The following is a 21288-nucleotide window of genomic DNA, read 5'->3' on the forward strand; positions in this document are numbered from 1 at the left end:
TGATCCGGCCGGTCAGCCGGATTCCAGCATGTCCATCAGCGCGCTCATCCGCGACAGCTTGCCGGGATCGGGCGCGGCCGGACGTTCGGCGACATGGGCCGCCAAAGCCCGCAAGCTGGCGTTGCCGAAGATCTGGCCGGGCGACAGGGCGATCCCGAAGTCGCGGCGCAGACGGGCGATCAGCTGCACCGCCAGCAGCGAATGGCCGCCCAGCTCGAAGAAGTCGTCGTCCAGGCCGACCCGCTCGACCCGCAGCAACTCCTCCCACAGGGCGGCCAGCCGACGCTCCAGATCCGTGGAGGGCGGCACATGGCCCCGCTGCCTCAACTCGGGCCGGGGCAGCGCCCGGCGGTCGAGCTTGCCGCTGGGCGTCAGCGGCAGCCGGTCCAGCCGGACCCAGAGGGTCGGGACCATATGGTCGGGCAGCTGCTCCCCCAGCCGCCGGCGCAGCAACGGCCAGTGGTCATCGCCTTTCCGGTCGTCCTCCGCGGCGGGAACGACGTAGGCGCAGAGCTGCCCGCCACCGGGGCCTTCGACCGCGGCGACCGCCGCATCCCGGACTGCCGTCTCCGCCCGCAGCGCCGCCTCGATCTCCCCCAGTTCGATGCGCAGGCCGCGGATCTTCACCTGCTGGTCGATGCGGCCGAGATACTCGATCACGCCGTCCTCGCGATGGCGGGCGAGGTCGCCGCTGCGGTAGAGGCGCCCGCCCGGCCCGCCGAAGGGATCGGGGACGAAACGGTCGGCGGTCAGGCCCGGCTGGCGGTGATAGCCGCGCCCGACCCCGATGCCGCCGATGTGCAGTTCGCCCGCCACCCCCGGCGGCACCGGACTGCCGCAACTGTCCAGTATGTAAAGGCGCAGGCCGGGCACCGGCCGACCGGTCGGGATGTCGGCTGCGATGCCGTCCCAGCGATGGAAGGCGACGACGTCCGCGCATTCGGTCGGGCCGTAGCTGTTGTGGATGCGCGGCGGCGACCCGCCCCGCCTGTCCAGCCAGGGACGCAGCGCGTCGGTTCGGATCGGCTCGCCGCCGAGGACCACGTCGCGCAGGGACTCCAGCTCCCCGTCCCGCTCCAGCGCCACCAGCGGCTGGAAGGTGCTGGGGGTGGCGTTCAGCGCGGTAATGCGGTGCCGGGCGATCCACTCCAGAAGCTGTTGCGGGTCGTAGCCGTCGCCCGCCATGTGCAGCTGACCGCCGGCCAGGAGCGGCGCGAACAGGTTCTTCTGCGTCAGGTCGAAGGCATGCGAACTCATCAGCAGCAGGCGGCTTCCGGCATCGAAGCCGACATGGTCGCAGTACCAGCGCATCAGGTTCACGAACCCGGCCTGCGTCACCCCGGCTCCCTTGGGCCGGCCGGTGGAGCCGGAGGTGTAGATCAGGTAGATCAGGTTGTCGGGCGTGCCGGCCGGCGGCAGGTCGTCGTCGGCGAAGGCCGCCAGCCGGTCCCGGTCGGCGTCGAGCCGGACCGTCGGCAGACCGGCAGGCCAGGACATGCCGCCTTGCAGCGTCTCCGAGGTCAGCAGCAGCGCCGCTCCGCCATCCTCCAGCATGTAGGCCAGACGCTGGGGCGGATAACCGGGATCGAGCGGCAGATAGGCGGCGCCGGCCTTCAGGACCGCGAGAATCGCGACCACCAGCTCGGGAGAGCGGTCGAGCGCGATGGCGACCCGGTCGTCCGGCCCGATCCCCTCCGCGCGCAGCAGACGGGCCAGCCGGTTGGCGCGGGCGTTCAAGTCTCCATAGCTCAGGGTGCCGCCCGGATGGACCAGTGCCGTCGCCTCCGGCCTGCGGCGGACCTGGGCTTCGATCAGCTGATGCAGGCGCGGGATCGGAAGGGACGGGAGGTTTGGATCGGTCAGGCCGCTCCACTCCTCCAGAATCTGGCGGCGGCGGTCGCCCTCCAGCAGTTCCAGCATTCCGACGCGGGCTTCGGCATTCGACGCCATGCGCTCCAGCAGGCTGCCGAACAGCTGTGACAGCTCCTCTGCATGACCGGCGTCGAAGCGGTCGCGCCGGTAGCCGAATGCAAAATCCAGCGCGCTGCTGGCCCGAACCGTCAGCGTCATCGCATAGTGGGTGTCATCGGCGGTTTCCGCGGAGCCGAACCTCAGGCTGTCGTCGGTCTGCGCCCTGATGGCCTCGTCGACCGGATAATTCTCGAACACGACGATGCTGTCGAACAGCGCCCGCGCGCCGCCGCCGGTTCCGAGGCTGGCCCCCGCCCAGCGCTGCACCTCGTGCAGCGGCGTGTGCTCGTGCTCGCGCAGCTCGAGGTTCCGCCGCTGCAGCCCGCGCAGCCACTCCCCGACCCGCTCGCCCGACGGCGGGCGCTCCACCACCGGAAGCGTGTTGATGAACAGCCCGAGCGTCTCCTCGACCCCGGCAAGATCCGCCGGACGCCCCGACACCGTCGCCCCGAACGCCACCGTCTCCTGACCGCCGTAGCGTTGCAGAAGAAGCGCCCAGGCCCCCTGCACCAGCGTGTTCAGCGTCACACGCTGCGCCTGCGCAAAGCCCTGCAGCCGCTGCGTCGCACCGCCATCCAGCCGCATCCGCACCACGCCATGCCCCGCCTGCGGATTGCGGCAGGGCAGGCAGGACGCCAGCAGCGTCGGCGCCTCGAGACCCGACAGGCGCCCGCGCCAGAAGCGCTCCGACGACGCTGCATCCTGCCGGCACAGCCACGCGATGTAGTCGCGGTAGCGGCCCGGCGCCGCCGTGACGGCCGCTCCCCGATACCGGCCCAGCGCCTCCGCAACCAGGCGCGCGCTGCTCCAGCCGTCCAGCAGCAGGTGATGGCTGGTCCAGATCAGACGGTGCCGCCCCTGCCCGAGCCGCACCAGCACCACCCGCTGCAGCGGCGGACGCCCGAGCTCGAAGCCGCGGGCCCGGTCCTCCCGCGCCAGCCTCCGCAAGGCCTCCTCCAGCGCGTCGCCGGCAAGCCCGATCTCCCGCCAGTCCAGCACCGACACCGCGTCGGGCACCCGCTCCCACACCGCCTGGAGCGGGGTCGACAGCGCGCCGCCCCACAGGAAACCGGTCCGCAACACCGCATGGCGCGCCGTCACCCAGGCCCAGGCGGCGGCGAACCGCTCCTCCTCCAGGCCCTCGACCTCGACGGCAAGCTGCGTAACATAGGGATTCTCGCCCTCCGCGGCGCCTTCCAGCGCATGGAACAGCATGCCCTGCTGCATCGGGCTCAGCGGATACAGGTCCTCCAGTTCGCGCGCCGGCAACGCCAGGGCGTCCAGTTGCTCCTGGGTCAGACCGGCAAGCGGAACGTCCGACGGCGTCAACCCACCCGCCGACGCCTCGCAATGCGCCACCAGCGCCCGCAGCTCCTCCGCATAGGCCGCAGCCAGCCCCTCCACCACCGAGGCCGCCAGGACGGACCGGCTGTAGCTCCAGTCGAACACAAGCTCGCCGTCATAGACCCTGCCGTCGATGCCCAGCCAGTTGCCGAGCGGAGCGTCGGGATCGAGACGGGCTCCCGCCGGCTCGTCGGCCGGAACGAAGCGGGCGTCGGCATCGAAGCTGCCGTCGAACTGCCCGAGATAGTTGAAGGTCACCCGCGCCTCGGGCAGCGCCCGCAGCACCGCCCGGCTGTCCGCGTCGCCGAGATGGCGCAGCACGCCATAGCCCAGTCCATTGGCCGGCACCGCCCGAAGCTGTTCCTTCACCGCCCTGATCGCCGCGCCGGGCTCCCCGCAGGGGCGCAGATGCACCGGATAGGCGGTGGTGAACCAGCCGACGCTGCGGCTGAGGTCCATCCCCGCCACAAGCTCCTCGCGGCCATGCCCCTCCAGCTGCACCAACGCCGAGCCCGCGCCGCTCCACCGGCACAGAACCCGCGCCAGCGCCGTCAGCAGCAGGTCGTTCACCCGCGTCCGGTAGGCCGCAGGCGCCGACGACAGCAGCCGCTTCGTCCAGCCCGCATCAAGCCGCGTCCGCGCAACCGCCGACTTCGCAACCGTCAGCGCCCCAGGCGAGACCGGCTCCACCACGCCCGGCAGCCCGGCCGGAGCCCCCGCCAGGCTGTCGCGCCACCAGCCGAGCTCCGCCTTCAGCGCCTCGCTCGCCGCGTGGCTGCGCAGGGCCTCGCCCCAGGATTGGAAGGAGGCCGTCTTGGGCGCAAGCGCCACCGGCCCGCCTTCCTCCAGCTGGGTGCAGGCCAGTTGCAAATCCTCCAGCAGCACGCGCCAGGACACGCCGTCCACCACCAGGTGATGGATCGCCAGCAGCAGGCGCTGGCAACCGTCATCCCCGCGCTCGACCAGCAGGGCGCGCAGCAGCGGGCCATGCTCCAGCTCCAGGCTGCGCTGGGCCTCCTCGCACAGCCGCTCCTGTGCCGCAGCATCGGCGGCGGAGCGCTGCCACAGCAGCGGCGGCAGCGCAGCGGGCGCCAGATGCCGCGCGCTGCCGTCGGAAGCGAAGACCAGCCGCAGGGCGTCGTGATGGGCGGCCAGGGCCGCCAGCGCACGCTCCAGCAGCGCCGGATCGACGGGCCGGCGCAGGCGCAGCAGGACGGACTGGTTCCAGTGGCTGCGGTTGGGGATCGGCTCCTCGAAGAACCAGCGCTGGATCGGCGTCAGCGCCAGCGCGCCGGTGACGAGGCCCTGCTCGGCTGTCGGAGCGGCCGTGCTGTCGCTGCGGGCGGCGCGGGCGAGCGCCTCCAGGGTCTGATGCTCGAAGACGTCGCGCGGGGTGAAGGACAGGCCGTGGCGGCGGGCGCGGCTGACCAGCTGGATGGAGAGGATGGAGTCGCCGCCCAGCTCGAAGAAGTTGTCGGTGACGCCGACGCTTTCCAGCCGCAGCAGCTCGCACCACAGCGCCGCCAGGGCACGCTCGGCCTCGCTGCGCGGAGCCACCTGGGCCGAGGACGATGCCGCCTCCGGCTCCGGCAGGGCCTTGCGGTCGAGCTTGCCGTTGGGCGTCAGCGGCAGCCGCTCCAGCACCAGGATGTGGGCCGGAACCATGTAGTCCGGCAGCGCCGCCTTCAGCCCGGCGCGCAGCCGCTCGACCAAAAGTCGCTCGGCCAAACCGCCGCCGCCGGCCTCCTCACTGGCCGGCACGACATAGCCGACCAGCCGCTTGCCGGAGCCGCCCTCCCGCGCGACCACCGCCGCCTCGCGCACGCCCTCCTGCGCCCGCAGCCGAGCCTCAACCTCGCCCAGCTCGATGCGGAAGCCACGGATCTTCACCTGATGGTCGATCCGCCCGACATACTCGATCACCCCGTCCACCCGCTGGCGCACGAGGTCGCCGGTGCGGTACAGCCTCCCCCCCTCCGCCGAGAACGGATCGGCGACGAAGCGCTCCGCCGTCAGGCCCGGGCGGTTCAGGTAGCCGCGCGCCAGGCCGGACCCGCCGAGATACAGCTCACCGACCGCACCGGCCGGCAGCGGGTTCAGCGAGCCGTCGAGCACCAGCGCCCGGCGTTCGCCGATGGGGCTGCCGATGGGGGCGGTTCCGGCCTGCCCCTTTCCGCCGGCCTGCCAGACCAGCGGGGTGATCACCGCCTCGGTCGGCCCATAGGCGTTGAAGACAGCGTCGACCCAGCCGGCAAGACGGCCGGCGAGCGACAGGTCCCAGGCCTCGCCGCCGAGGATACAGGCGCGCAGGCGGTGGCCGGGCATGGCTGCCGCAAGAGCCTCGGCATGGTGGGCGAGATAGGCCGGCGGCAGGTCGGCGACGGTGACGCCGTCGCGCCGGATCAGCGCCGCCAGCCGTTCCGGCGTGGAATCGGCCATGGCGCCGAGGACGACGCCGGCCCCGGCCAGCAGGGGCATCAGGATCTGTTCGCTCGCTGCATCGAAGCCGAAGGAGGCGAAATGCAGCAGCCGGTCCCCGGCAGTCATCCCATAAGCCTCGGCCGCAGCCAGACAATGGCGGGCGAGCGCCCCGTGGGAGACCATGACGCCCTTGGGCATCCCGGTCGAACCGGAGGTGTAGATCAGATAGGCCAATGCCGTGTCCACCGGCGCCGGAGGAGTGCCCCCGGCCTCCGGCCCGTCCACACATGCCCCGTCGGCGTCCAGCGTCAGGCAGGTCAACCCGGCCGGCACCGACCCAAGCACGGCGTCCTGTGCCAGCATCAGAGTCATGCCGCTGTCGGCGATCATGCCCGCCAGGCGGTCGCGGGGAAGCCGGGGATCGAGCGGCACATAGCCCCCGCCCGCCTTGAGTACCGCCAGCAGGCCGACAACCATGGCGGGCGACGGCTCGACCGCCAGCCCGACCCGGACATCCGGTCCGACCCCCAGCGCGCGGAGCCGCCGGGCCAACCGGTCCGACCGGTCCTTCAAGGCACCGAAGCTCACCGGCCGTCCATCGGCCACCAGGGCGACGGCTTCGGGGGTTTCCGTCGCGCGGACATCGAACAGCGTCGCAGGCGACAGGCCGGCCCCCGGGACCGTTCCCGCGGGCATGACAGGCGTGGCGTCCGCGCGGTCGTCGGCCGTCAGACGGATGGCGGCGAGGGGACCGCCTTCCTCCGCGGCGAAGGCGGCGAGGATGCGCCGGTAATCCTCCGCCATCGCGGCGATCCGCTCCGCCGCGAAACGGCCGGCAGCATAGCGAAGATCGCAGCGGATGCGCCCGCCGTCATCCTCCTCGACCTCGAGCGACAGGTCGAACAGGGCGACGCGGGCACCGCCGGCCAGCGGCCTGATCGTCAACCCGGCGACCCGGTCCAGCGCCGACAGCCGGCGATGCTGATGGTTGAACATCACCTGGAACAGCGGATTGCGGTCGAGCCGGCGGTCCGGCTTCAGGGCGTCCACCAGATGCTCGAAGGGCAGATCCTGGTTGGCCTGGGCGTCGACCGACCGGCTGCGGACCTGGGCCAGCACCTCATGCAGCCCGAGCCCGCCATGCAGGTCCGCGCGGATGACCAGACTGTTCACGAACAGGCCGATCAGGCGCTCGGTCTCGGGACGGTGACGCCCGGCGACCGGCACTCCCACCCGCAAATCGCCCTGCCCGGTGTGGCGGTGAAGCAGAAGCAGGAAGGCTGCCAGCAGAAGATTGGCGACGGTCGCCCCCTCCCTGCCCGCCACGCTGCGCAGCCGGGCGCCCAGGGCATCGTCGAGGAGGATCGGGACGCCGGCCTCGCGCCGGTCATGTCCCTGGCCATGCCCCTGCCGGCCGTCCCCGGCACCCTCCTCGTCGCGCGGAAGCATCAGTTCCGGCTGCTCATCGCCGAGCAAGCCACGCCAGTGATCCAGTTGGCGGGCGCCTTCGCCGCTGCGCAGCAGCCGGTCCTGCCACAATGCATGGTCGGCATACTGGATCGGCAGAGCGTGAAGCCCGGCGTCCCGCCCCTCCCGCCGGGCGGCATAGAGGGCAGTGAATTCCTCCACCAGCCGGTTCACCGACCAGCCATCGGCGGCGATGTGATGGAGCGTCAGGAAAAGCGCATGCTCCTCCCCGGCCAGCCGCACCAGCCGCAGGCGGACCGGCGGTGCCGCTTCCAGGTCGAAGGGTGCCGCGGCCTCCGCTTCGGCCAGGGCTTGCAATCTGGTTTCCCGTTCCGCCGGCGCCAGGGCCGACAGGTCGGTCCAGCCGATGTCCGGCGGAGCGGCGGGATGGATGCGCTGCTCCGCCTCGCCGTCGCGGGCCGGGTAGCTGGTGCGCAGCACCTCATGCCGGGCCAGGATGTCGGCGAAGGCACCGGCAAGCGCCTCCCGGTCGAGGCGGCCGGTCAGGCTAAGCCCGGTCGGGATATGGTACGCCCGGCTGCCGCGGTCGAGCTGCCAGAGCACCCACAGCCGCCGCTGGGCATGGGACAGCGGCAGCCGCTCCGGCCGGCGGCCCGGCAGGATCGGCAGCCGGGCGAAGGATATCCCCGTCTCGGCAAGGCGCCGGAGGAACTCCTCCTGCCGGTCGGCGGGCAATGCGTCGAGACGCCGGGCGATCCGGATCAGCGCGTCGGCGGGCTGCCGTGCCGGTTCGTGCAGGACGGGCATGGTCATTGCGCGGCCTCCGGCGGCATGGCTTCGAGATCGGCTTCGAGGTCGGACAGCAGGGCATCCATGCGGCCGATCTCCTCCTCGTCGGCGCCGTCCACCTTCTCCCGGTCGATCCGTGCCGCAAGCGCGGCCAGGATCGGCGCTTCGAACAGGGTGCGCAGGGGCAGATCCACGGCGAGCCGGTCGCGAACCTGTGCCGCCACCCGCGCCGCCAGCAGCGAGTGGCCGCCAAGCGCGAAGAAGTTGTCGGCGGCGCCGACACGCTCCACCCCCAGGATCGCGCGCCACACCTCCGCCAGCGCATGTTCGGTCGCCGTGGACAGCGGAACATGCACGACGCCGGAATCCGGTGCCGGCTCCGGCAGGGCCTTGCGGTCGAGCTTGCCGTTGGGCGTCAGCGGCAGCCGCTCCAGCACCAGGATGTGGGCCGGAACCATGTAGTCCGGCAGATCACGGCCGAGATGCTCCCTCAACCGCCGCGGCAGCTCCGCTTCGGCAGCGGCATCGGCAGCGGCGGCGACATAGCCGACCAGCCGCTTGCCGGAGCCGCCCTCCCGCGCCACCACCACCGCGTCCCGCACCGCAGGATGCCCGCGCAGCGCAGCCTCGATCTCGCCAAGCTCGATCCGCAGGCCGCGGATCTTCACCTGATGGTCGATGCGCCCGACATACTCGATCACCCCGTCGCCGCGACGGCGCGCAAGATCGCCCGTCCGGTACATCCGTCCGCCGTCCCCGGCGAACGGATCGGCCACGAAACGCTCCGCCGTCAGCCCGGCCCGCCGATGGTAGCCGCGCGCCAGACCGGCGCCAGCGATGTAAAGCTCGCCGACCGCTCCGGCCGGCAGCGGGTTCAGGCACTCGTCCAGCACATGAAGCCGCAGATTGTCGATCGCCACGCCGATCGGCACACCGCCGCCCGCCCCGGCCTCCCCGGCCCCGCCCGATCGGCAGGTCCAGTGGCTGACGTCGATCGCCGCCTCCGTCGGGCCGTACAGGTTGTACAGCCCCACACCGGGCAGCCGGGCGAATAGCCGCTCCTGCAACGCCGCAGGCAGCGCCTCGCCGCTGCACACCACCCGGCGCAGGCCGGTGCAGTCCTCCACCCCCGGCTCCTCCAGGAAGGCCTGCAGCATCGAGGGCACGAAATGCAGCGTGTCGATCGACTGCTCCCGGATCAGTGCCACCAGCCGGGCCGCGTCGCGGTGCTCGCCAGGAGCCGCCACCACCAGATGCGCCCCCACCATCAGCGGCCAGAAGAACTCCCAGACCGAGACGTCGAAGCCGAACGGCGTCTTCTGCAGCACCCGCTCGCCCGGCGCCAGCCCGTAGGCCTTCTGCATCCAGGCCAGCCGGTTCAGCAGGGCGCCATGGCTGTTGCCCGCCCCCTTGGGCGTCCCGGTGGAGCCCGAGGTGTAGATCAGGTAGGCGAGGTTGTCCGGCCGCAGCCCGGAGACCGGCGGCGTGTCCGGCAGCCCGGCGGTGTCCTCGGCGTCGAGCAGCAGCAGGCGCACGGCCTGGGGCACCACCCCGCCGCCCAGCCGGCCGGCAAGGTGGCTTTGGGTGAGCAGCAGGGCGATGCCGCCGTCCGCTGCCATGGCCTTGAGACGGGCGGGCGGCAGCTCCGGGTCGAGCGGCAGATAGGCGCCGCCGGCCTTCATCACCGCCAGCAGGCCGACGACCAGCTCCAGCGAGCGCTCCGCGGCGACGCCGACCGTCACCTCCGGCCCGACGCCCAGCGCCTGCAGCCGGTGGGCCAGGCGGTTCGCCTGCGCCTCCAGCTCGGCATAGCTCAACGTCCGCCCGCCGAAGCTCACAGCCGGAAGACCGCCATGCACACCAGCCTGACCGGAGATCAGATCGGGAACAAGCGGGCCGGCCGGATGGCGGGGGGTGGGCAGCACCTCCGGCCAGTCGGCGGCGTCGAGGATCGGCAGATAGCCCAACGTCACCGTGGGCGCCTGCACCACGCCGTGGAGGATACGCTCCAGATGGCTGCGGAAGCGCCGGACCGTATCCTCGTCGAACAGGTCGGTGGCATAGATCAGTGCCACCCGCAGGGAGCCATCGGCCTGCTCCTCGCTGTGCAGCGACAGGTCGAACTGGGCGGCGTGGTGAAGCCGCGGATACTCGGCAATGTCCAGGCCCGGCAGGCGGCGCAGCGCGTCGGAACGCGGCCGGCTGTGGCTGGCCATCACCTGGAACAGCGGGTTGCGGTCGAGGCTGCGGTCGGGCTGCAGGGCCTCCACCAGGGCATCGAAGGGCAGGTCCTGGTTCGCCTGGGCGGCCAGCACCTCGTCGCGCACATGGGCCAGGAAACGGTCGAAGGGCAGCCTCCTGTCGGGTTCGATGCGCAGGACCTGGGTGTTGGCGAAAAAGCCGACCAGCCCTTCCAGTTCGACCCGGCCGCGGTTGGCGGTCGGCACGCCGATGCGCAGGTCGGATTGGCCGCCGTGACGGTGCAACAGGGCGGCGAAGGCGGCGAGCAGGACCATGAAGAGGCTCGCCCCCTGTTCCCGCCCGACGGCGACCAGACCGGCAACCAGGGAGGAGTCCAGCTGGAACTCCACCGCCGCACCGCGATGGCTTTGCATCGGCGGGCGCGGACGGTCGGCCGGCAAATCGAGCGCCGGCTGTTCGCCGCCCAGCCGGCCCCGCCAATGGTCGAGCTGCCGGCGCGCTTCGGCGCCCTCCATCCACCGCTCCTGCCATGCGGCATAGTCGGCATACTGGAGCGGCGGCGGCAGCAGTGCCGCCGGCTGACCGGCAGCCAGCAGCGCATAGGTTTGGGCGATCTCATCCACCAGGACGTTCATCGACCAGCCGTCGGAGATGATGTGGTGCATCGCCAGGGACAGCGCATGCTCGTCCCCGCCCGGCAGGCGGAACAGCCGCAACCGCAGCAGCGGCCCCCGTTCCAGGTCGAAGGGACGGGCTGCCTCGCCGCGCAGCCGGCTTTCCAGCAGCGCGACGTCCTCCAGCGCCTCGACCGTCCAGTCGAAGGTGGGATCCGCGTCGATGAGCTGCCGGGGCTCGCCGCCCCGATCGATGAAGCGGGTGCGCAGTGTCTCGTGCCGCATGGACACCTGCGCGAAGGCCCGCCGCAGGCTTTCGCTATCGAGCCGGCCGCGCAGGCGGAGCGCCGTCGAGATGGTGTAGGCCGTGCTGGCCGGGTCGAGGCGCCACAGGAACCACAGGCGGCGCTGGGTGGAGGACAGGGACAGGCTGTCGCCACGCGGCACGACGGGTATCGCCGCCTCTTCCGGCACGGCCAGCGGCTCCGGGGCCTGGGCCTGGGCCTGGGCCGGAACCGGAGCGCTGCCTTGCGCCCGGGCATCCAGCAGGACGGCGAGCGCACGGATGCTCTGCGCCTCGAACAGCTGTTTCGGGGTGAATTTCAGCCCTTGCTTGCGGGCACGGGCGATCAGCTGCAGGCTGAGGATCGAATCGCCGCCGAGGGCGAAGAAGCTGGCTCCGGCATCCACCGTCTCACGCTTCAAGACCTCGGCCCAGATGCTGGCGAGGCGTTGCTCCGTCTCGGTCATCGCGGTTTGAGGCGCCGGTTCGGCGGCGGCCGGGACCGGCAGGGCCTTGCGGTCCGGCTTGCCGTTGGCGGTCAGCGGCAGGCGGTCCAGCGTCACCCAATGGGCCGGGACCATGTGATCCGGCAGCAGGCCCGCAGCCGTCTCGCGCAGGGCCGCGATGTCGGGCTTTGCGGCGGAAGGCACGCAATAGGCGATCAGCTGCCCGGCGGCCGGGCCATGGTCGGCGGTGCCGGCGACCACCAGCACGTCCGCCAGTCCGGGCAGGGATTTCAGGACCAGGGCGACCTCCCCGGGCTCGACGCGGTGGCCGCGGATCTTCACCTGATCGTCGAGGCGGCCGACGAACTCCAGAACCCCGTCCCGGCGCAGGCGGACACGGTCGCCGGTGCGGTAGAGCCGGTCGCCCGGCCGGCGCGGCTGCGGATCGGGAACGAAGCGGGCCGCAGTCAGGGCCGGCTGGCCGAGATAGCCGTCGGCAAGGCTGTCGCCGCCGAGGTACAGCTCGCCGACGGCCCCGGGAAGCGCCGGCTCCAGGTCGGCGTCGAGCACGCAGGCGCGGACATCCGCCAGCGGCAGGCCCAGCGGAACGACAGGCGGTATTGCGGGGGAACCGGCGGCCGGAACCTCGTGGGTGAGGACGCCGACCGTCGTCTCGGTCGGGCCATAGTGGTTGAGGACGCGCAGGCCCGGCCGCAACCGCCGCACCCGTTCCACCAGCCCGCCGTCGCAGGCCTCTCCGCCCAGGACCAGCAGATCCCGCGGCAGCACGTCGGCGGCACGCTCGGCATGGAGCAGGCCGCGCAGATGGCTCGGCACGATCTTCAGGACCCCGGCGCCGCACGCGGCCATCCAGCCGGCGAAGCGGTCGGCATCGCGCGCGGTGGCGTCGTCGGCCAGATGCAGGGCGCCGCCATGGCAGAGCGCGCCGAACAGCACCGTGTGCCCCAGGTCGGCGGCGACCGTCGAGACCATCGCCATGGAGGTGCCCTTCGGCATGGCCAGACGCTCCAGGACGCCGCGCAGATAGCTGCCGAGCGCGCCGTGGCTGACGACGACCCCCTTGGGTTCGCCGGTCGAGCCGGAGGTGTAGATGACGTAGGCCGGAAGCGCTCCGGCCGGGACCGGGCCGTCGAAGCGGTCCGGCCTTGCCGCGATGTGCGGACCGTCGAGGGCGAGGCAAGGCAGCCCGGTCGCCTGCGCGGCGGCCAATGTCGCCCCCGCCGCGACGGCATGGCGGGCACCGCTGGACAGGGCGAGGCGGCGCAGCCGCTCCGCCGGCTGGAGCGGATCGAGCGGCACATAGGCGGCACCGGCCTTCATGACGCCGAGCAGCGCGGCGACCAGGCCGCAGGAGCGCTCGAAGCACAACAGCACCCGGTCGCCCGGCCGGACGCCGGCTTCGCGCAGCTCGTTCGCCAGCCGGTTGGCAAGGCGGTCCACCTCACGCACGGTGAGCGTCCGCCCGCTGTCGCGCACCGCGACGGCCTCCGGATCGGCAGCGACACGGGCGTTCCACAGCTCCAGCACGCCCGGCGCCGGATCGCGCCGGCTGACGGCCTCGCCGGCCGGAGCGGAGCCTTGCGGACGCAGGCGCCAGAGCGGGGCGTCGGGCTGGCGCAGGACGGAGTCCAGCAGACCGCAATAGTCGGCGACCAGACCCTCCACGTTCGCGACGTCGAACAGGTCGCACGCATAGGTCATCGAGCCGAGCAGTTCCTCCGGGGCGTCGGCGATATCCAGCGCCAGGTCGAAATGGGCGCCCAGGAACTCGGTCGGCTCGGGCGCCAGCGCCAGCCCCTCCGGTGCCGGCAGGGTGGAGGTGTCGAAGCCGTAGTTGAACTTCACCTGGAACAGCGGGTTGTGGCTGAGGCTGCGTTCGGGCTGGAGCGCCTCGACCAGCTGTTCGAAGGGCAGATCCTGATGCGCCTGGGCCTCCAGCGCGGTGTCGCGCAGCCGGGCCAGCAGGGTGCCGAAGCCCTCGCGGCTGTCCAGCCGGCTGCGCAGGACCAGGGTGTTGACGAAGAAGCCGACCACCCCTTCCGTCTCTTTGCGGTTGCGGTTGGCGAAGGGCACGCCGACCCGCAGGTCGGTCTCGCCGCTGTGATGCATCAACAGCAGCTTGAAGGCGGCCAGCAGCAGGACGAAGGGCGTCACGCCGCGGGCCTGGGCCAGCGCCTTCAGGTCGCGGCTGCGCCGCCCGCCCAGCCGGAAGGCCACCGTGCCGCCATGGGCGCCCAGCACCGCCGGACGCGGCCGGTCGAACGGCAGCGACAGGACCGGGTGCTCGGTGCCGAGCCGGTCGCGCCAGTAGGCGAGCTGCCGGTCGCGCTCGCCGGCCTCCAGCCAGTCGCGCTGCCACTGGGCATAATCGGCATATTGGACCGGCAGCGCCGGCAGGTCCGGCTGCCGGCCGGCCCGCAGGGCGTCGTAACTGCTGGCGAATTCCGTCAGGAAGCGTTCCACCGACCAGCCGTCGGCAACGATGTGGTGCAGGGTGACCAGCAGCAGATGCTCCGCCGCCGCCAGCCGGACCAGCGTCAGCCGCAGCAGCGGGCCGGTGCCGAGGTCGAAGGGAGCCAGCGCCTCCTCGCGCGCCAGAACCCGCGCGCGCGCCTCGCGTTCGGCGGGGGCAAGCACCGGCAGGTCGATGGTGGCGAGCACCGGCGCCAGCCGGGGATGGATGACCTGGACGGGCTGGCCGTCGCGCTCGGCGAAGGTGGTGCGCAGCGCCTCGTGCCGGTCCGACAGATGGGCGAACACCGCCTCCAGCAGGACGGGGTCGAGCGGCCCCGTCACCCGGATGGCGCCGGGAATGTTGTAGGCCGCCCCGCCGGGATCCATCCGCCACAGGAACCACAGCCGCTGCTGCGCATAGGAGAGCGGCAGCGGCGCCGACCGGTCGGCGCGGGGAATCGGAAACCGGGCATGGATGTCGATGCCCTTGGCAGCCAGAACGGCGGCGAGCGCCCGGCGCTGGCTGTGCGACAGACCGTCGAGGGAGATGGCCGGGACGGTCGGCAGGGACGGAGTGGACGGGCTGCTGGTCATCGGGCGGTCCCCGTAATGGCACTGTCTGTAGTGGCGCCGCCGGTCAGGGCGGCATCCGCGAGCGCGTTCAGTTCGACCTCCGACAGGCCTTCGATGGCCTTCAGCGCGGCGGCCAGCTCGTCTTCGATGGCGGATGCGGCGGCCGGCTCGGCGGCGGCTCGCCGCTCCTCCACCCGGCGGGCGAGGCTGCGCAGGACGGGCGCCTCGAACAGGGCGCGGATGTCCAGCGTCACTCCCAGATCGGCCGCGATGCGCGAGGCCACCTGGGTCGCCAGCAGCGAATGGCCCCCCAGTTCGAAGAAGTCGTCGTCCAGGCCGACGCGGGTGAGGCCAAGCACCTCCGCCCAGATGGCGGCCAGCGCCTGCTCCACCGGGCTTTCCGGCGGGACATGGGCGGCGGCGGTCACCTGCATGGGCTGTTCATGGTCGGCCAGCCGGTCGCGGTCCAGCTTGCCGTTGACGGTCAGCGGCAGCCGGTCGACGCGCAGCAGCTGGGAGGGCACCATATGCGCCGGCAGGCTGCCGCGCAGGGCGGACAGCAGGCGCGGCGCGAAGGACCGCCGCTGCCGGGCGAGCAGAGGGTCGCTGCACTGTGCGCGCCAACCGCCGGCAGTCGCCGGTTCGGACACCGCCGGGGAACGCTCCAGCCGCGCCGGGTCGAAGATCTCCACGTCGAAGCGGCCGTCCGCATCGCCGGCACCGTCCGGACCGGCGCTCCAGCCGATGCGGGCGCGGTAGCCATGCGCCTCGGCAAGCGCCCGGTAGGCGTCGGGATCGGCGCCGGCGGCTTCCAGCCGGTCGATCCGCTCCCGCAATGCACCCGCCGCGGGCGAGGATGCGGCGGACATCGCCGTCCAGGCGGCAAGGTCGCGGGCGAGCCGGCGGTTGGCGATCCCGGCGATCCGCAGGCCGGCGGGCCGCTCCTCCGCCAGCAGGCGGTCGAGGCGGGCCAGATCCTCTCCGGCCTCGCGCCAGCCGCCGGCCGGTGCCACCTCCTCCGCGCCGATGTGCAGGACGGCGTCGAAGCGGTAGCGGGTCAGCTCGTTGTCGGCCCGGCCTCGGCGCAGATCGATGTCGATGCGGCCGATCCCCGGAACCCGGCCGCGCAGGGCGGCAAAGAAGCCGGGGGCGAGCAGCAGTTCGCCGTCCTCGGAGATGGCACGGACCACGCGGGCGCGCAGTTGGGCGGGGCTCGCCTGCGCCTCCGCCCGCCAGAGCGCCACCGACGCATGGAACAGCGGCTGGAGATGCAGCGGCCGCAGATCGCCCAGGAAGATGCGCCCGCCCGGCCGCAAGGCCCGTGCCGCTCCCTCCAGCACGCGCAGCAGATAGTCGCCGTCGGGGAAATACTGGGCGACGGAGTTGATGACGACGGTGTCGTAGCCGCCTTCCTCCACCCCGGCGAAATCGGTGGCCTCGCGCCGGCTGAGCCGGACATGCGCCAGGTCCGGCCTCCCGGCCGCCCAGGCGCCGAGATCGGCGATGGCCTGTGCCGAGAAGTCGGTTCCGTGATAGACGGCGCAGTGCGGCGCCACCGCCTGGGTCAGCAGACCGACGCCGCAGCCGATCTCCAACAGCCGTTCGGGAGCCAGGGCCAGGATGCGCGCGACCGTGGCGTCCAGCCATTCCCGCATCTGCGCCTCGGGGATCGGCCGGTCGTCGTAGCTGTCGTTCCAGCCGGTGAAGCCCGGCCCAGCCGCGGCGTCCGCGCGCGAATAGGTGCCGTCGAACACCGTGCTCCACTGCCCGACCAGATCGCTGCGCTGCTCCTCCGGCCGGTCGCGCAGGGCCGCCTCGTCGGCGACGGCATAGGCGACGAGACGGCGGTCGGCCGCATCGCCGCGCAGCAGCACGGCGGCGTCGGCGACGGCGGGCTGGCGGCGGATCGCCGCCTCGATCTCGCCCGGCTCGATGCGGAAACCGCGCAGCTTGATCTGCTGGTCGGCCCGGCCGAGATACTCGACCCGGCCATCGGGCCGAAAGCGCGCGAGATCGCCGCTGCGGTAGAGGCGCCCACCCGGATCGCCGAAGGAACCGCCGAAGGGATCGGCGACGAAACGCCCTGCGGTCAGGCCGGGACGGTTCAGGTAGGCCCGCGCCAGCCCGGCTCCGCCGACATGGATCTCACCCGCCACGCCGGGCGGCACCGGCTGGAGATGCCGGTCGAGGAAGTACCAGCGCAGGTCGCCGAGCGGCATGCCGACCGGGGCGCCGGCCTCCGGCCGGTCTGTTGCCTCGCCGGGCTTCGGCAGGTCGGCCATGGCCAGCAGGCGATGGGTGACATGGACGGTGGTCTCGGTGATGCCGTACATGTTGACCAGCCGCGGACGGCTGTCGCCGAAATGCTCGAACCAGCCGCGCAGGCTCTCCATCTCCAGCGCTTCGCCGCCGAACACCACCAGCCGGAGCGACAGGGCGTCGCGCGGCGAGCCCAGAGCCACCGGCACCAGCTGCCGGAAGGCGGAGGGCGTCTGGTTCAGCACCGTTACTCCCTCGTCCCGCAGCAGGGCGAAGCAGTCGGCCGGCGACCGGCTGGTGTAGTAGGGTACCACCAGCAGCCGCCCGCCATGCAGCAGGGCGCCGAAGATTTCCCAGACCGAGAAGTCGAAGGCATAGGAATGGAACAGAGCCCAGACGTCATGCCGGTCGAAGCGCATGTCGGGCGGGCAGGCATCGAACAGCCGCAGCACATTGGCATGGGTGACCGCCACGCCCTTCGGCTGGCCGGTAGACCCCGACGTGTAGATGCAGTAGGCGAGCGATCCGGCCCGGCCCAGGTCCGGTGGCGGTCCATCCGGCGGCGGCCCGTCAGGCGCGTCGGGCTCCTCGCCGACGCAGAGCGCCCGCACGCCATCGGCCAGCGGCAGCCTGCCGCTCAGATGGGCCTGGGTGACGACCAGCCCGATGCCGCTGTCGGCCTGCATGTAGAGCAGCCGGTCGGCGGGATAGGAGGGGTCGAGCGGCAGATAGGCGCCGCCCGCCTTCAGGATGCCGAGCATGCCGACGATCAGGTCGAAGGAGCGCTCCGCCGCCAGCCCGACCAGCCGGTCCGGCCCGACGCCGAGCCCGCGCAGCTGCCGCGCCAGCCGGTCGCTGCGGCGGTCGAGCTCGCCATAGCTCAGGGTCAGGCCATCGCAGGTCACGGCCGGGGCATCGGGATGCAGGCGCGCTTGGGCCGCGATGCGGGCATGGAGGCCGGGGGCGTCGGCCGGAAGCGGTGCCGGAGGGCGGGCGATGTTGCGGACGGGATCGTTCCAGCCGGCGACCAGCGCCGCCCTCTCCGCCGCATCCATCAGCGGCAGGCGGGTGACCGGCAGCGCCGGGTCGGCCACGATGCCGCGCAGCAGGGTCAGCCAGTGCCGCGCCATCCGCTCCACGCTCTCCGGCTCGAACAGGTCGAGGCTGTAGGTGAAGAAGGCGCCGAGCCGGCCGGTCCCGTCCGGTTCCACCCGCTCGGTGGTGTGCAGGATCAGGTCGAACTGGGTGGCGAACTGCAGATGCTCGACGGCCTCCACCCGCAGGCCCGGCAGCCGGTCGAGACCGTCCAGCCGCTGCCACTGGTGGTCGTAGGCGGCCTGGAACAGCGGATGGTGGGCAAGGTCGCGCTGGGGCTGCAACTCCTCCACCAGCCGGTCGAAGGGCAGGTCCTGGTTGGCCTGGGCGTCGAGCGCCGCCTCGCCGATCCGGCGCAGCAGCGCGTCGAAGGCGGGATCGTCCGACAGGTCGGCGCGCAGCACCGCCATGTTGACGAAGAAGCCGATCAGCCTTTCGCTGTCCACGCTTCGCCGATTGGCCAGCGTGCAGCCGACGCGGATGTCGTCCTGGCCGGAATAGCGGTGCAGCAAGGCCGCGTAGCTGGCAAGCAGCAGGGTCGGCAGCGTCACCCCCATGCGCCGCGCCAGGGCGCGCAGGCCGGTGGCGAGCCCGTCGTCGATGGCGCAATGGACAGCCGCCCCGCGCTGGCTGCCGCCGGCGGAGCGCGGACGGTCGGCCGGCAGGTCGAGCACCGGGTGTCGGTCGCCCAGCCGGCCGGCCCAATAGGCGAGCTGGCGTGCTCCCTCCCCCGCCTCCAGCAGGTCGCGCTGCCAGCGGGCGACGTCGGCATACTGGACGGCCAGTGCCGGCAGCTCGGGCGCCCTGCCCTCGCAACTGGCTGCATAGGCCTCGCCGAACTCGTCGAGCAGGACGTTCATCGACCAGCCGTCGGCGATGGCGTGATGCAGGCTGACCTGCAGATGATGGTCGTCGGCGGCGCAGGCGATCAGCCGTACCCGCATCAGCGGGCCTTCCACCAGGTCGAAGGGCGCGCGAACCTCCTCCTCCAGCAGGCGGCGCAGCGCGGCTTCCCGGTCCCCGTCGCCGGACAGATCGGCGAGGCGGACGGCGACCGGCAGCGTTCCGGCGGGCCGAACCAGCTGAACCGGCCGGCCGGCCTCCTCGCGGAAGACGGTGCGCAGGCTCTCGTGGCGCCCGACCAGCAGGTCGACCGCCGCCTGGACGGCGTCGCGTCGCAAGGCCCCGCGCAGTTGGACACGCCCGGAAATGGTGTAGCCGCAGTCCTGCGGGTCGAGCTTCCAGTTGAACCACATGCGGGCCTGGGCCGCCGACGGTTCGGCGATGCGCTCCGTTCCGCCTGTCTGCGGCGACGCCGCCCGGAGCATGGCGGGGACGGCGTTGGACAGCCGGCCGGCAAACTCCGCCAGCGTCGGATGGCGGAACAGGTCGGCGACGTCGGCCGCCAGCCCGCAGCGCTCGCGCAGCCGGGCGACCACCTGCACCACCGACACCGAATTGCCGCCCAGCGCGAAGAAATGGGCGCCGCCATCGGTGACGGCGGTTCCCAGCACCTCCGCCCAGACCGCGGCGACCTCGCATTCGCGCTCCGTCAGGGCACGGGGAGCGGCGGCGGCGGCCGGAACCGCGGCTCCCCGGCGCTGGACGTGGAAGGCCGGCAATTCGCCCGCGTCGAGCAGGGACCGGCAGGCGGAGCGCTGCAGCTTGCCGCTGGAGGTCTTGGGCAGGGCGCCCGGCTCCAGCAGGGCGACCAGCACCGGCGCCTCCTGGCAGGCGTCGGCCACCGCGGCGGCGATGGCGCCGCACAGCGCCTCCGGCGTCACCAGCTTCAGCACCGTCCGGCCGATCTCGGCGGCGATGCCGATCCCCTCGCGGCCATCCTGCTCGACGGCGAAGGCGGCGACCCGCCCCTTGCGGACGACCTCGACCTCCTCCTCGACGCTGCGCTCCAGATCCTGCGGATAGATGTTCTGGCCTCGCACGATCAGCATGTCCTTGAGCCGGCCGGTGACGAACAGCTCGCCGCCCTTCAGGAATCCCAGGTCGCCGGTGCGCAGCCAGACGATGCCGTCGCGCTCGACGAAGCTGCGGGCCGTCGCCTCCGCATTGCCCCAATAGCCGTCGGCGATGCTGGGTCCGCCGGCCCAGATCTCGCCGACCGCCCCCTCGCCGACCTCGGCACCGCTTGCCGGATCGACCAGCCGCACGGGATGATCGGGCTGCACATGGCCGCAGCCGGCCAGCACCGTCGCCGCCGCCGCGCCGGCCGCCGCCGGCACCGCCCGGTTCGCCGCCAGCGCCGGCCCGTCGAACGGCGCCAGGGTGATGCCCTGCCCGCGCCGGCCGCCGGTGACGAACAGCGTCGCCTCGGCCAGCCCGTAGCAGGCGAAATAGGACCGGCGGTCGAAGCCCGCCGGGGCGAAGCGCTCGGCGAAGCGGGCCAGCGTGTCGGGACGGATCGGCTCGGATCCGGAGAAGGCAAGGCGCCAGGACCGCAGATCCAGCCCTTCCAGCGCGCCGTCGGCGATGCGCTCGCAGCACAGGCGGAAGGCGAAGTCCGGCCCGCCGCTGATGGTGCCGCCGTAGCGGCCGATCGCCTCCAGCCAGCGCCGCGGCCGCTCCAGGAAATAGCGCGGCGACATCAGCACGCAGGGAATGCCGGTGTGGATCGGCTGCAGCAGGCCGCCGATCAGGCCCATGTCGTGGAACAGCGGCAGCCAGCTGACGATGCAGTCGTCGGGGCCGATGCCGAAGCCGTGACGGATCAGCCGCTCGTTGGCGATCAGGTTGCCGTGGCTGACCCGCACCCCCTTGGGCGCCGAGGTGGAGCCGGAGGTGTATTGCAGGAAGGCGATGTCGTCGCCCGACAGCGGCGGCATCGACCAGTCGCCGGCAAGCCCGCCGTCCACCCCGTCCACCGCCAGCAGTTCCGGCGTCCGGTCGCCCGCCATGGCCCGGCATGCCTCCAGCAGCATGTCGTGCAGGACCGAATCCGTCAGGATGAAGCGCGGCTGCGCATCGGCAAGGATGCCCTGGAGCCGGGCCAGATGCTGCGGTCGGACCGATTCCGGCGGATAGGCCGGCACGGCGATGATGCCGGCATAGAGGCAACCGAAGAAGGCGGCGACATAGTCGGGACCGCTCGGCAGCAGCAGGACGGCGCGGTCGCCCAGCCCGGCCCGCCCACGCAGGCGGACGGCGATGGCGCGTGCCCGCCGGTCGAGCTCCGCATAGCTGAGCGGGTCGTCCGTCCCCTCGGCTATGAAGCGCAGGGCGATGCCGTCGGGCGTCTCCGCGGCCCGCCCGAGCAGCGTGCCGACCAGCGTCTCGGCAGGGGTGTGCGCAGGCCGGGCCGACGAAAGGGAGGCGGCGTCTGAACGGTTGTCCATGGGAGTCACCTGTGCAGGCAGAAGGGCGCGCCCCCGGC

The 21288-nt window shown here is 72.6% G+C and carries 3 protein-coding genes; all 3 read right to left on the minus strand.

What is annotated here, in order from left to right; translation table 11 throughout:
• Positions 1–12 precede the first annotated feature (12 nt).
• From ABMY26_RS27930 to ABMY26_RS27940, 3 genes are read right to left on the minus strand one after another with little or no spacing between them, the layout of a single operon-like run.
• Positions 13–7977 carry an amino acid adenylation domain-containing protein gene (locus tag ABMY26_RS27930; protein WP_372399438.1) on the minus strand — a complete coding sequence of 2655 codons (7965 nt, stop codon included), beginning with the start codon at positions 7975–7977 and terminating at the stop codon, positions 13–15.
• Positions 7974–14567, minus strand: coding sequence for an amino acid adenylation domain-containing protein (locus ABMY26_RS27935; RefSeq protein WP_372399439.1), 6594 nt, complete (start codon positions 14565–14567; stop codon positions 7974–7976). Before ABMY26_RS27935 ends, ABMY26_RS27930 begins: the two co-directional genes overlap by 4 nt.
• Entirely contained in the window at positions 14564–21250 is a 6687-nt protein-coding gene (locus ABMY26_RS27940; RefSeq protein WP_372399440.1) for an amino acid adenylation domain-containing protein, read from the minus strand. The genes ABMY26_RS27935 and ABMY26_RS27940 overlap by 4 nt, the downstream gene beginning before the upstream one ends.
• Positions 21251–21288: the final 38 nt, after the last annotated feature.

The organism is Azospirillum sp. HJ39 (assembly GCF_041507355.1).
GTDB classification, from domain to species: domain Bacteria; phylum Pseudomonadota; class Alphaproteobacteria; order Azospirillales; family Azospirillaceae; genus Azospirillum; species Azospirillum thiophilum.

Bases quoted from the DNA above. Each gene is read 5' to 3' on its own strand.
- ABMY26_RS27930 (WP_372399438.1), bottom strand. From the start codon at position 7,977: ATGACCATGCCCGTCCTGCACGAACCGGCACGGCAGCCCGCCGACGCG.
- ABMY26_RS27940 (WP_372399440.1), bottom strand. From the start codon at position 21,250: ATGGACAACCGTTCAGACGCCGCCTCCCTTTCGTCGGCCCGGCCTGCG.
- ABMY26_RS27935 (WP_372399439.1), bottom strand. From the start codon at position 14,567: ATGACCAGCAGCCCGTCCACTCCGTCCCTGCCGACCGTCCCGGCCATC.